Annotated in this window: 7 protein-coding genes; 2 read left to right on the forward strand and 5 right to left on the reverse strand. The window is 40.9% G+C overall.

Translation table 11 applies throughout. The annotated features are described in order from the left end of the window. Positions 1–34 precede the first annotated feature (34 nt). From ACJVDK_RS11365 to ACJVDK_RS11385, 5 genes are all read right to left on the reverse strand, one after another. Positions 35–2,083: an alpha-glucuronidase gene (locus ACJVDK_RS11365; RefSeq protein ID WP_443936786.1), complete on the reverse strand. Its 2,049-nt coding sequence runs from the start codon at positions 2,081–2,083 to the stop codon at positions 35–37. Positions 2,084–2,107: 24 nt separating this feature from the next. Beyond that, positions 2,108–3,010, reverse strand: a complete 903-nt coding sequence (locus ACJVDK_RS11370; protein ID WP_443936787.1) for an alpha/beta hydrolase — start codon at positions 3,008–3,010, stop codon at positions 2,108–2,110. A gap of 1 nt (position 3,011) precedes the next feature. After that, positions 3,012–5,750, reverse strand: a complete 2,739-nt coding sequence (gene galB / locus ACJVDK_RS11375) for a beta-galactosidase GalB (RefSeq protein ID WP_443936788.1) — start codon at positions 5,748–5,750, stop codon at positions 3,012–3,014. A gap of 142 nt (positions 5,751–5,892) precedes the next feature. Beyond that, positions 5,893–7,887, reverse strand: coding sequence for a RagB/SusD family nutrient uptake outer membrane protein (locus ACJVDK_RS11380; protein WP_443936789.1), 1,995 nt, complete (start codon positions 7,885–7,887; stop codon positions 5,893–5,895). 11 nt (positions 7,888–7,898) lie between these two features. Further along, positions 7,899–11,033 (reverse strand): SusC/RagA family TonB-linked outer membrane protein, encoded by a 3,135-nt coding sequence (locus ACJVDK_RS11385; RefSeq protein WP_443936790.1) that lies wholly within the window; start codon positions 11,031–11,033, stop codon positions 7,899–7,901. Between the two features lie 176 nt (positions 11,034–11,209). Between ACJVDK_RS11385 and ACJVDK_RS11390 the strand changes: the two genes are divergently transcribed. Next, complete coding sequence (locus ACJVDK_RS11390) at positions 11,210–12,250, forward strand: LacI family DNA-binding transcriptional regulator (RefSeq protein ID WP_443936791.1); 1,041 nt, start codon at positions 11,210–11,212, stop codon at positions 12,248–12,250. A gap of 222 nt (positions 12,251–12,472) precedes the next feature. Further along, complete coding sequence (locus ACJVDK_RS11395; RefSeq protein ID WP_443936792.1) at positions 12,473–14,110, forward strand: ABC-F family ATP-binding cassette domain-containing protein; 1,638 nt, start codon at positions 12,473–12,475, stop codon at positions 14,108–14,110. Positions 14,111–14,248 lie beyond the last annotated feature (138 nt).

The raw sequence follows: 14,248 nt of genomic DNA on the forward strand, positions 1-14,248 counted from the left end.
CCGTTTAATTGGGGATGTATCGTTTAAATTTCTTTTATTTTTTACCCATTTGTTTTTGTGCATCCTGCCGAATCATATCTTCCAACGTATGAACCGGCGGTGTTACCTGTTCTGGGAATGGCCGCTTACTAAATTGCTGAAAATAAAGCAAACAAGCGTCTTTCCAAAGCAACGCATTGGCTTCTTGCTGACTTAATTTGTGTTGCACTTCGCTAAAACGCTTTTCATCGACAAATACTTTGGCTGCCTCCCAGGCTTTCTGAAAGCCCAGCACCTGCTGAACGCCCAGCTCATAGTGTAAGCATAGCTCATACCAAAGGCTTTTCCCACTTTTCATTTGATAATCCCATGGGAGATGATGAAACCAGAGCAAAAGATTTTCTGGACAGCTTTTCGCGTTATTGAACGCAGATGCCAAAGGTTCGTTGTATTGGTTTACCGCTCCACTTCCACTGCGCGTTCTATCAAATCCTATCCCGCTGATGCTTGCCTGATGATAATAAGGTGGTGTCCAATCGGCACGCCAATCTTTTGGTGCCCACCAAGGTCCTGGCCCGTAATGGTCATTGGCCGACATGATGTGATGCAAGCCTAATGGCGACATATAGTTTACAGCGGCTTCGCGGCTATCCATCAAGAGTTTGGTCATGGGCGTTAAAAACAACGTATGCCAATCTTTATTCTTTTCGGGCTGAGGTTTAAAGCTCAGTTTAAGCCATTCATCGGCAATTTGTGTGCTCGTCAACTGATTATTCCAAGCCAATCTCCCAAAAGCATACCAGTTGGCCTGCCCAAAAAGATGCCCTGTCCAATTGCTATCCAAACCAATGTTGGAAACGCCAGCCATTGCTGTTATAGCTTGACGAAATAAACCTCCATCGGTAATTTTTGCTACCGTACTACCTTTTCCTTTTTGATAGGTATCCGATTTTAAACATTCTTCCCACATGGGTGATAAATAGACTAAGTGCACCGACTGCCCCAAATACTCTTGCGTAATCTGAAATTCGGGCATGAGCGCAGTTTGTTTCATCGCCCCAAAAAGTGGACTAAAAGGTTCACGGGGTTGAAAATCGATGGGGCCGTTTTTAACTTGAATAATAACATTATCTTGGAATGCCCCATCAAGCGGCTTAAATTCATTGTAAGCTTGTTTCGCTCGATCTTTATCATTTGGGCTGTACACAAATGCTCTCCACATCACCACTCCACCATGAGGTTTTAGGAAGCTAGCCATCATATTCGCTCCATCGGCATGCGTTCTACCAAAATCTTGTGGCCCTGGCTGTCCCTCGCTACTGGCTTTGACCACAAAACCGCCAAAATCGGGTACATAGCGATAAATTTCCGCTATTTTATTTTTCCACCACATGCGGACCTCCTCATTCAACGGGTCAGCGGTTTTCAATTTCCCGAGTATCTCTGGAGATGAAAAATTAACCGACAAATACACGCGTATACCGTAAGGTCGCAAAACCGATGCAATGGCTTTTACTCGCTCCAGATAGTCTGGGGTTAACAGTAGAGCCGAAGCATTTACATTGTTTAAAACGCTGCCATTTATCCCAATAGAAGCATTTGCTCTGGCATAGGTTTTCCAGCGTTGAACATCTTGATCGGTTACTTTTAAATCATTCTTACGCCAAAAAATCGAGTTGCCGGCATAGCCTCTTTCTACACTTCCATCAGGGTTATCCCAATGGTTCAAAAGCCGTAATTGATACGAAGGGTTTTCGGTTATGCCAGTAACGGATTTTCCTGTTTGTTGTCTTCTCAACAACTCAAATGCGCCATACAAGATTCCTTTATCGCTATTGGCCGTAATTGAGTTTTGATTAAGGATAAAGCCATCCGCTTTAAGCGCCTTTTGTTTTGTAATGATGAATGAAATTTTCGCTCCTGAAGGACCGTCCCATGCGCGCTTGAGTTCATCCTTGGCAGTTTTCAAAATCACTGAATTTCCGCTATATAGTACCTCCACAGGATTCGATTTAACTGGAGGAAACCACAATTCCGATTGATTTTGTGCATAACTCTTCAGAAAACTAAGCAACACTAAAACTCCTAAATATATTATTCTCATTGTAGAAACTTTATAAAAATCATGCTATTTACGCATTAAATTATTTTCTTTCAGCCAATCAAACAAGGGCTCTGTCCAGCTTGGATGGCCAAAAATGAACCCATGATTTCCCTTCGGATAAATATGCATTGCCACTTGCACGCTGTTTTTGCGCAATTGTTCAAAATAAACCATGCTGTTATCCACATCCACCACCGTATCGTCGGTAGTGTGTGTAAGATACGCAATTGGTGTATCCGAATTTACCCACTTTTCGTTTGAAAAATAGTCGATTGCTTCTTTTGATGGCTCTGCCCCCAACAACTGCCGTCTCGATCCGTCATGAGTTAAGGCATCCTGCATGCTAATGACCGGATATACCAACACGTGAAAATCAGGGCGAAGACTTATGCCTCCTGTCGGGATAAGTGGCTCTTCATAGTGAGTAGCCAATGATGCGGCTACATGTCCTCCTGCAGAAAAACCCATGATGCCAATCTTATTTGGATTAATGTTCCATTTAGCTGCCATTTTACGTATCAAGAACATGGCTTGCTGAGCATCTTGCAAAGGCGCTTTGCTTTTATCCATCTGCAGAGAATCGTTTGGCAATCGATACTTCAACACAAAAGAGGCAATACCATTCTTGGCAAGCAACTTTGCCGTGGCAACTCCCTCTCCATCGTACACCAATACGCTGTAACCTCCTCCCGGACAAATTAACACCGCCGTTCCGGTTGCTTTTTCTTTAGTCGGCAAATATATTTCCACACTGGGGCTAATCACCCTCGAATACACTCCTTTAGAAAATTCATCTTGCACGGAAACAGTAAGCTTTTTTGCAAGCGGTATTTCAGCGGCATATAAAGGTATACGTTCTTGAGCAAGCATCGCAAAGGATTGCACCGCTAAACCCCAAAGAATAAACAACTTTCCTTTTAACATCATCTTATTGAATGGTTAAGGTGTACTCCGCTTGTGCAATCCCATCAGCTTTCACGCGAACAATTGCTTGACCTTTATGCTTTCCCTTTGGTTTGATAATTGCCAACGCCATTCCGCTGAAAGCATTTCGTTGTTGCGATGAAAATGAACGTAAATCTGTTTGATCGCCGTTATCGGTAGCTTCAATCTCTGCGGCTCCGCTTATCGAAAAATCTAGTAGAACATTTGCTTCTGGCACTAAATTTCCATCTACATCCAACACGCGCACCGTTAAAAATGCCAAATCGTTACTATCGCCATTCAGCTCCTTTTTATCGAGGCTTAAGAGCAATTTTGCCGGTTTCCCAGCCGTTCTTACCTGGTCACTTGCCCAAACTTTACCGTTCTTGTAGGTCACAACTTTTAGTTCGCCCGGTTGGTATACTACATCATCCCAGCGAAAGCGGTATTCAAACTCTTTCCTTTTTTTTCTGCCCATCGATTTTCCGTTTACAAACAACTCGGCTTCATCGCCAGAAGAAAAAACATGTACAGGCGTAATTTGACCTTCTCGCCCTGGCCATGTCCAATGCGGAAGCACATGCGCCATGGGGAAATTTGGCCGCCAACGTGCCTGATATAAATAAAAACGATCTTTTTCAAATCCTGCCAAATCAATTATACCCGAGTATGAACTGCGTGCACCGTAATAAGGTGTTGGTTCACCCAAATGATCCCAACCGGTCCAAACAAATTCACCTCCCACAAATGGATGCTGGTCTTGCATCATAAACACCTTATCGGGCGAAGATCCAAACTGAGCGGTGTATAATTCGTAGGCACTCACATATTGTTTTTTGGCGTTACCGCCCGTGCTATCGCTCACAGGTGCTCCAATTCCATTAAACACCGGAAAAATATACGTCCCCCGACTACTCAACGTTGAAGCTGATTCGCTACTGATGATAAGCTTATCTGGAAACTTTGCATGAAAATCGCCGTACAAAGGTTTTGTTTTTGTTCCTTGTAAATGCGCATAAGGCGGGTCAAAACGAATTCCTTCACCTTGATAATTGAGTGAAATTATATCCATTACAGCAGCAAAAGGCATACTAGGTTTAGCATAATTCATAGAAGCAGTGCTCGGACGTGTTGGGTCTTCGTCTTTTACAAAAGCTTTTAGTTTAGCTGCTAAGGCTGCGCCTTCCTTATCGGTATATTGCTCGCCCACTTCGTTTCCAAAACTCCAGGCCATGATGGATGGATGATTTTTATCTCTTCTAACAAAAGAGCGTGTATCGGCCTCATGCCAGTCCGGAAATATTAAATGGAAATCAAGCGGTGTTTTTCCTTTTTCCCAACAATCAAAAACTTCGTCGATAACCAAAAAGCCCATCTCATCGGTTAAATTAAGCAACTCAGGGTCGGGTGGATTGTGTGCCAATCGAATTGCATTGCAACCCAATTCGCGCAGCTTATCTAACTGGCGTTTTGCTGCAACCTTGTTAAATGCCGCACCCAAAGCTCCTAAATCATGATGCTGGTTAACACCCTGTATTTTAATTGCTTGCCCATTTACGATTACGCCTTTAGTCGCATCGTAGTGAATTTTTCTAATGCCAAAACGGGTTTTATATTGATCAACTTGCTTATTCCCAGCAAAAATTTTGGTTACGGCCACATACAAATTTTGCTTTTGTTGTGGGTAAACGCCCCATAGAGCCGGATTCTTTATCTCCTGTTCAGCATGTATAGTTTGGCGTTCGCCTTTTTTTAAGACTATTTTCTTCGAGGGAAAACTACCCATCTTTTTACCCATGGCATGCTTTTCATCCAACGCAAATACGTCTGTTATAACATCTATAGATTGATTTGCATTCGACTTGTTTTGTACCGTAACATCCATTTCAATCAAAGCAGATGCCGATGAAACATGGGAGGTACGCACATATGTTCCCCATTGGCTCACTTGCACCAGATTGGTTTTCGTTAGCCAAACACTTCTGTAAATACCTGAACCGGGATACCATCGCGAGGAGTTGCTGGGGTTATCCAATCGGATAGCTATTTGATTTTCTTTTCCAAATTTGATATACGGGCTCAAATCCAATCGGAATGAGTTATAGCCATAAGGCCATCCACCTACTAAATTTCCATTTAGCCAAACCATGGCGTATGACATGGCACCATCAATTTCCAAGTAGATAGATTTACCCGTATCCGAAACAGGGATGTTTATTTTTTTCCGATACCAGGCAACGCCCTGAACAGGTAAACGCCCCATTCCTCCGCCTACCAAGGCATCAGGTTCTTTATAAAAAGGGCCTTTCGCAGCCCAATCGTGTGGTAAATTTAATGAGGTCCATTTTGAATCGTCAAATGTATTCTGAACGAAGGCAAAATCGGCTCCTGGATTGCCCTTCGGGCGTGTATAATGCTTTGAGGGGTCTTTTATAAATTCGTTTGCACTAGGTAAAATCCACTTTTTAAGCACATTTTCCGTTGTGCCTGAAAATGGAGTTTGTGAAGGTTTTGAATCTGCAACAATATCATCTTCTCTATTTAAAACTTCCGGACGTTCGTCGTATAGGAGTTTATCAGCTGCACCTTCATACCGCATAAATTTCCATCCAGCGTTCAAATTTATTCTTTCTCTTACAGGCGCTTTTGCACTTCCTTTGATTTGAGCATAACTGTAAAAGTTAACCGCTAGGGTATATATCAGTAGAAAAAATAGTGTGGAGCGGTATCGGAAATAGTTCATAACGGAGGCATGTTAAATAGACCTATCAGGTTTTTGAAACCTGATAGGTCTATTTTCTTATAAAATATTAGACGATTTAATGCGAAATTGAAAGGTGATATAATCGCTTTCTTTTAAGATAATCGCCGTTTTTCATCAATGATTAATATCCTGGATTTTGATACGCCTTTTTCTCAGCTGCGCTTAAATCCATTCCATCTAATTGCGATTGAGGAATTGGCCTTAGGTAATTGGTTAGGGCTATTGTTCTGGTAAAAGTACCAACGGTATGGTCGTTCCAATCGTTTGGATTTGTTTTGCCAGCAATCGTGAAACTGCTGCTTAACTCAATCCACTTTTGCGTACGCACTAAATCAAACCACCGGTATCCTTCTCCAAAATATTCGCGCACTCTTTCGGCCAATATGTAGTTGATATCAATGCTTGCTGGCGTTGCTGCAATCATGGCGGCACTGTTATCTTGTACTTTTGTTACGTTATTCCCATTATCCCAACGCCACTTTCCAGCACGCGCACGAATTACATTAATTAATCCTCTCGCTGTTCCATCATTTGCATATGTGCCGCCAATTGCGCGCGTGGTAGCACCTTTTACAGCTGCTTCGGCAGCTACAAAAAACAATTCTGAAAATTTAGCCACTGGGAATGGACGTGTAAGACTGCCATTCGGACTTCCTAAACCGCCATTGTTATCGGTACGATACGGTCCTAATTTCCAGTTAGCAGGATAACAAATTCTACTAAAATTACTTGGTTCAACCACAAAATCAGGTCTTCCCGGTAAAACGCCTGCGCCTGCTGTACTGTTAAAAGTTGGATGGCTATAATTTACGCCGCCTACATCGGTATTTAAGAATGTTAAAACCGGATCACCATTCGCAATTGGTAGGTAGTTGGTTCCGTATAAAAAGCTTGGAGTTGCTCCATTTACTTTTATACCTGCTTCTATAAAATTGGCACGATAGCGTGTTACAAACGTACCATCGTATCTTGAATCATTCGTTTTATCAGCAAAGGTCACTTTAAAAATAGCCTGCGGAGGTGCTAGCATGGTCCAAGGGCGACCTAACGATTGCGTGGCTGCACGTTGAACAGAGTTTACCACCGACCACGAAGTTGGAGAAGTACTGCTTTTTAAACCGGTGTAGTTCCATTGCCAAAACCATTGCGCAAAACTGTCGGTTCCAAAACCTCCTCCACTATAACCCAAATCTCCTCCATTATATGTACTGCTTGCTTGTGTATGATCGGCATACAACATGGTTTCATTGTTTCGATCGTTTACAGCATTGTGGATATCGTAAAACGTTGGTTGTAAACCTGCAGACCCTGGGTTTTCAATGGCTGCTGCTGCTACCGTATAAGCCTCATTAAAATACCATTGTGCCGTTTTTCCATTCGGATCGGTACGATCAGCTTGTGGGTAGGTTGGAATATTGTTCGGGTTTTGCAACCACCATCCGTAGGTTAAATATGCTTTTGCCAAATATAAACGAGCCAGTGTTTTGGTTACACCACCTACCACACGCCCTGAGGTAGGTAATTTATCAATTGCAACCAATAAATCAGGAAAAATTCCTTTTGTATATACTTCAGGTACGGTATTGCGTTTTGACGTTCGCAAGGTTGACGTATTAAATTTCAGTTCACCAGCACCTAAATCTAACGGTACACCGCCGAAAGTTTGCACCAACAAGAAATAATCAAACGCTCTGAAAAAACGTGCTTCTGCAATTAAAGCTTCCGACACGCCTACCGCGGCTCCGTTTTCAATTACACCATTTGCCGTATTGATGTTTGGAAAAGCAGCTCCCCATAAAATACCGGTATTACTACTCGCTGGATCTATAACGCCTACGCCTGAAAAGTCAAGATTTTTAACATTTCCATCCGAATTTTGTCCCCAGGTAGCTTCATCCGTACTTATTTCATTGGAGTTTAGAAAATAGCCATTTCCAAACATTAATCTTAAATGTGCATACTGAGAAGTGATTCCTCCCTGTACACCCGCTTCTGTTTTAAAATACTCAGGGGTAAAAATACTACGAGGTTGTTCATCAAGCACCTTTTTACATCCTCCGAGGATGAATATGGATAACAAGGTTAATCCAAAATATTTTTTATCAAACCATTTCATAGTCTTCGATTTTAAAATGTCACATTAAGTCCAAAAATGTAATTTCTGGTGGTAGGTGTATTGTAGCCTACGGTTAGCAATCTTCTTTGTCCATAGCCATAAGCAACCGCCATGTTGGCTCCGTCATTTGCAAAACTGTTTGGTTCAGGATCCATTCCAGACTCTTTGTAATATGGAGAAAAGAGTACAAATGGGTTTTGAGCCGTCGCATATAAACGCATTCTTTTAATTCCTGCGGCTTTAATCCATTTACCTGTAAAATTATATCCTAATGATATGGTACGAATTTTTAAGTACGAACCGTCAAAATAACCTAATGTTGAACCATATTTCGGGTTATTGCTATTTTTTGGACCTAATGGATCTGGATATTTAGCATTTGGATTATCCGGTGTCCAGTAATCGATGTCAATTTGTCCACGACGACCATCTTCTAAATTCAGATAGCCGTTCGATCCATACAATGTACTATTTAAAATTCCCCCCTCTTGAAAACTCGCCACTACGCTTAAATCGATATTTTTATAGGCAACGCGTGTATTAAATCCGCCTTGGAAATTAGGATCAGCTTTCAAAATTTGTCGATCATCTGAACCAATAATTCTTGTGGGAGAACCATCTGCATTGTATCCACCGGTATACAACACTTTAACCATTCCTGGCAGTCCCGCAGGGCCTTCGTATTGTTTTACCGCAGCAGCTTCATTTGCCTGCCAGATACCCACTTTTTGAAAATCATAGATCACATTTAACGGTTGACCTACGAATAACCAGTTAGCTTCGTCTCGCATTTGCCCTGAAGCCAAACTCACAACTTTATTTACATTTCTGTAGAAATTAAGTCCCGCTTCCCACGTCCAGCCACTTTCACTTTGGATAATGGTACCGTTTAATGAAATCTCGAATCCTTTATTTTGGGTAGCCCCTACATTACCGGTGTAACTGCTTACACCCGATGTAGACGGTAAACCAACGCTTAACAATAGATCATTGGTTTTGGTAATATAGCCTTCTACTGTACCCGATAAGCGATTATTGAATAAAGAAAAATCCAATCCGATGTTTTGAGTTTCGGAGTACTCCCATCCTAAATCAGGATTTGGCAATTCTGTTACGTAATATCCATTTGCATTCGTAGCACCATAATTGTACGGCCTAACACTTAAACGACCTAAAGTTGCATAAGGCGCTACCGATTGATTTGATGTTTGACCATAGCCAAGGCGCAACTTTAAATTATTCAACCACGTTACATTTTGCATAAAGGCCTCTTTTTGGATATTCCATCCTACCGAAACAGCTGGATAACTGTTCCATTTATGTCCTGGAGCCAATCTTGATGAAGCATCGCTTCTAAACGTTGCGCTAATCATGTATTTATCTAAATAAGAATACATAACGCGCCCCATGAACGACATCAAACCACTTTGCCAGTACGATTGATTATTTGGATCAATGGTAATATCATCATTGCTTCCAGTAGAAGTTTGGCCGAGGTTAAAATACTGGAAACTATCTCCAGCCAAATTTCTTCTTCCAATGGCCGAGCTGTTTGAGGTAATTTGCTCTGAAGAATAAAGCGCTGTTACATTCAATTTATGTTTTTCTGCAAATGTTTTATCGTACGTAAGCACATTTTCAATTGCCCATTGGGTCATTAAACTGTTGTTAACAGAAGCCGTATTCGGGTTTAAGGCATCCGAACTAAATACACCTATTCCGGTATAACTTCCGGTATTGTTTACACGGTAGTTACCTCCTAAGTTTAAGCGATATTTCAATCCCTCTACACCCGGAATTTTCAACTCACCGTAGGCCGAGTTGTACGACCCAAAACCTTTTGTACGGTTTACATATTTATCGCCAAGGTTATTCATCACATCCTTGGTATACACCCATTGTACATCTTGAGGCATTGTTACCACGCGTTTAGTCGTACCGTCGGCATTAAAAGGATTTGCTATTGGCGACATGCTCAACACGCCATACATACCAATGCTTGCTCCATCCGTAACAGCGTAATTGGTATTGGTTGTGAAACCAACGCGCAAATATTTACCAATCTCTTGATCAACAGAAGCACGTAAAGAAATTCTACTATAATCTGATAAAGGAATTGGTGATTCATCGTTGTAATATCCAACACCTACTTTATAGTTACCTCTATCGGTTCCGCCAGAAACACTTACATCGTGATTTTGAACGCTCGCACTGCGATAAAAAAGATCTTGCCAATCGGTATTGGTTGCCCCGGTAATATCTTCATCAATACCCGGCACATTATTTAATCCAGCTCTTTTTCTAAAAGCAATGTATTTATCCGCTTGCATCATCGGATATTTTACCACATCCTTTAAGCCATAATAACCGCTATAAGCGATTTGAGCCGATTGATTTCTACTTCCTTTTTTCGTTGTGATCAAAATGACACCGTTTGCACCACGCGAGCCATAAATTGCGGTTGCAGAAGCATCTTTCAAGATATCCAATGTTTGAATATCATCTGTACTGATGTCGGCAATGGTACCTCCAAAAGGAATTCCATCCAATACAATTAAAGGATCGTTTTCTGCATTGATGGAACGTGTACCACGGATACGAATTTGCATAGTGGCACCTGGCTTAGTAGAGGTCTGCGTAATTTCTACCCCTGCAACACGACCTTGTAAAGCCTGCGAAATGTTTGGAGCAGGAACTTCATTCAATTTAGCTCCGCTGATAGAGGCTACCGATCCGGTAATGGCTTCTTTACGTTGCGTACCGTAACCAATAACCACTACATCTTGTAAATTTTTGGTATCGGTATTTAAGGTAATCGTCAAATTTGTTTGACCTTTAACTTGTTTTTCTTGTGTTATGTAGCCAATAAATGAGATTTCAAGTGTAGCATTGGCTGGTGCCGATAATTGAAAATTCCCCGAACCATCGGCTGTAGTTCCAGTTGTCGCGCCTTTAACTTTAATAGATGCACCTGGGATGGGTTGGCCAGAAGATTCAACGATTTTACCGCGAATCGTAATATTTTGCGCGTAAAGCGACAGGGAAAACAGCGTTAACAACAGCATCCCCATAAAAGAAACTAGTTCTTTTTTAGGAAGCCTGTTAATCCCGATTACCTTCTGCTGTTGGTAAACAGTACTTTGCATAGCCTTAGTTTAATTGTTAAGAAATAGGTTTATTTTGGTTAAAAAAAAATCTCAGACCTGAATCCAAAATTCTATAGTACTAATGTAGAAACTTTTTTTAAAAAATGTAACCGATTTCAAAAAAAAATTTAATTTTATCGAAACACCTGTTATAGAATGTGTATTTTTATTTTACAATGGCAACAAAAAACAAAGAAATAACGATTTATGATCTTGCAAGCAAGCTAAATATCTCTACAGCAACGGTTAGTAGAGCACTTAAAGATGATTCAGTAGTTAGCAAGAAAACTAAAAAGAGAGTTTTTGAACTTGCAGAAGAGCTGGGCTACCGCACCAATCACTTCGCTAGAAACCTGCGAATGCAAGCAACAAATACAATCGGTTTCATGGCACATGAATTAAACAGTAACTTTATCAACTCCGTTTTGGCTGGCGTAGAGAAGGTTGCCACCGAAACAGGATACGACATTATTATTGCCCACTCGGCCGAACATTACAGCCGCGAAGTAGCCAACGCCAAGAATCTTTTCCAACGTAGAGTAGATGGCATTATCGCCTCTCTTTCTTTTGACTCCAAAAACTTGGATCATTTTAAACCGTTTTTTGATAAAAATGTACCCGTCATCTTTTTTGACCGTGTAGAAAGAAATTTTGGCAATACGGTAGTCGTCATCGACAATTACCAATGCGGATATGAAGCAACCAAACATTTAATTGAGCAGGGCTGCACACGCATTGCACATATCACCTCCAGCTTGGAACGAAATGTATATTCCGACCGTTTTAGAGGCTATCGCGACGCCTTGGCCGATCATAAAATCAAATTGAATGAGCAAATTGTCATTGTTGACGACCTCAGCGAAAGCGCCGCCATTCATTCGGCCAATAAAATAATTAAAATGAGTCCGCGGCCCGACGGCATCTTCATTGCCAGTGACTTTGTTTCGGCCGTATGTATTCGAACCTTTAAAGAACATAACATCCGAATTCCGGAAGATATCGCCATTGTAGGCTTTAACAACGACGCCATTGCCTACTTAATTGAACCAACGCTAACCACCATAAACTATCCGGGTAAGCAAATGGGGGAAGTGGCAGCAAGAAGCCTAATTAGCCACTTAAAGGGCGAAGGAGACATCCAAAACATCAATACCATTGTGATCAATTCTGAACTTATCGTACGGAAATCATCTTTAAAGAGTGGAAAAAAAGAATAATACAACCGATTACAAAATTTTTGTACAATTTTTGTCGATTTTTAAAAAAAAGAAGATACTCCACATAAAACACGCGCGCCAATGCTTTGGAAATTCTACTTCCTGAGCAGATGGTGGTGTCGTGCATGTAAAATCCCTTTCCCTTCATAATCAACGAATAATTGATTTACATCTTCCATTCATTATCTTATCTTTGCATTTCAATTTTAATATTCCCACTGCGTGATTAATGTAAATAACATTTCCGTTTCTTTCGGCGGAACTACGCTCTTTAGCGATGTAACCTTTTCGATTAATGAAAATGACAAAATAGCCCTGATGGGCAAAAATGGAGCCGGAAAATCGACTCTTTTGAAAATTATTGCCGGAGCATCCAATCCTACTTCAGGAAATGTAACAGGCCCAAAAGAAGCTGTAATTGCCTACCTACCGCAGCACTTACTTACACAAGATAATGTAACAGTTTTCGAAGAAACAATGAAAGCCTTCGATGAGGTACATAAAATGCAAACGGAGCTTGACGAGCTGAACGAGCAACTTACTACCCGAACCGACTATGATAGCGACGATTACATGAAAGTAATTGAACGCGTTTCGGAATTAAGCGAACAGTTTTACTCGCTTGAAGAAACCAATTACGATGCTGAGGTAGAAAAAGTACTTAAAGGATTGGGCTTTGAACGAAAAGATTTTACACGTCAAACTTCTGAATTTTCTGGTGGATGGCGCATGCGTATCGAATTAGCAAAAATCTTGTTAAAAAAACCTGATTTAATCTTATTGGATGAGCCAACCAACCACATGGATATTGAAAGTATTCAGTGGTTAGAAGATTTTTTAATTAACTCGGCCAAAGCCGTGATGGTCATCTCACACGATAGGGCTTTTGTAGATAACATAACCAACCGCACCATCGAAGTAACGATGGGCCGAATCTACGATTACAAAGCAAAATACAGCCATTACCTTCAATTACGTGCCGACAGACGTGTTCATCAGCAAAAAGCGTACGAAGAACAACAACGTTTCATTGCCGACAATCAGGAATTTATCGATCGTTTTAGAGGTACTTATTCTAAAACCTTGCAGGTACAATCGCGCGTAAAAATGTTGGAGAAATTAGAAGTCATCCAAATTGATGAGGTAGATACATCTGCATTACGCTTAAAATTCCCTCCTTCACCGCGCTCGGGTCAATACCCTGTAATGGTTGAAGAGTTAACTAAAGCGTATGGCGACCACGTGGTATTCGAAAAAGCATCTATGGTAATTGAACGAGGAGAAAAAGTTGCTTTCGTGGGTAAAAATGGAGAGGGTAAATCGACGATGATTAAAGCCATTATGGGCGAAATTGATGTCGAAGGTGGATTAAAAGTAGGCCACAATGCTAAAATTGGGTACTTTGCACAAAATCAGGCAGCTCTATTGGATGAAAACTTAACGGTTTTCGACACCATTGATCAAATTCCATTGACCGATGGCACCATTAAAATTAAAGATCTTTTAGGTGCTTTTATGTTTAGTGGCGATGATACCACCAAAAAAGTAAAAGTGCTTTCAGGTGGAGAAAAAACACGTTTGGCCATGATTAAATTACTACTTGAGCCTGTAAATGTTTTAATCCTGGATGAGCCTACCAATCACCTCGACATGAAAACAAAAGACATTATTAAAGATGCCTTGAGAGATTTTGATGGCACCTTAATCTTAGTGTCTCACGACCGTGATTTCCTAGATGGATTGGTAAACAAAGTGTTCGAATTTGGCAACAAACGCGTGAGAGAACACTTTGAAGATATTAAAGGATTCTTGGCTTACAAAAAGATGAACAGCATCAAAGAGTTTGAACAAAGCAAATAAAATCACATCAAAAAATACACTTGCTGAATAAAAGCGTCAATAAAAATCCCTGCAAACTTCAATTTGCAGGGATTTAAAAGCTTTCTGGATAAAAGTATCCTCACGGGAAAATCTCATATCCCTTTATGAGCATATACT

It is taken from the genome of Pedobacter paludisoli (assembly GCF_052344095.1).
In the GTDB taxonomy this organism is placed as follows: Bacteria; Bacteroidota; Bacteroidia; order Sphingobacteriales; family Sphingobacteriaceae; genus Pedobacter.

Excerpts from the sequence above, each read along its gene's own strand:
- ACJVDK_RS11365 (WP_443936786.1), bottom strand. The coding sequence starts at position 2,083 with ATGAGAATAATATATTTAGGAGTTTTAGTGTTGCTTAGTTTTCTGAAG.
- ACJVDK_RS11370 (WP_443936787.1), bottom strand. The coding sequence starts at position 3,010 with ATGATGTTAAAAGGAAAGTTGTTTATTCTTTGGGGTTTAGCGGTGCAA.
- galB (WP_443936788.1), bottom strand. The coding sequence starts at position 5,750 with ATGAACTATTTCCGATACCGCTCCACACTATTTTTTCTACTGATATAT.
- ACJVDK_RS11380 (WP_443936789.1), bottom strand. The coding sequence starts at position 7,887 with ATGAAATGGTTTGATAAAAAATATTTTGGATTAACCTTGTTATCCATA.
- ACJVDK_RS11385 (WP_443936790.1), bottom strand. The coding sequence starts at position 11,033 with ATGCAAAGTACTGTTTACCAACAGCAGAAGGTAATCGGGATTAACAGG.
- ACJVDK_RS11390 (WP_443936791.1), top strand. The coding sequence starts at position 11,210 with ATGGCAACAAAAAACAAAGAAATAACGATTTATGATCTTGCAAGCAAG.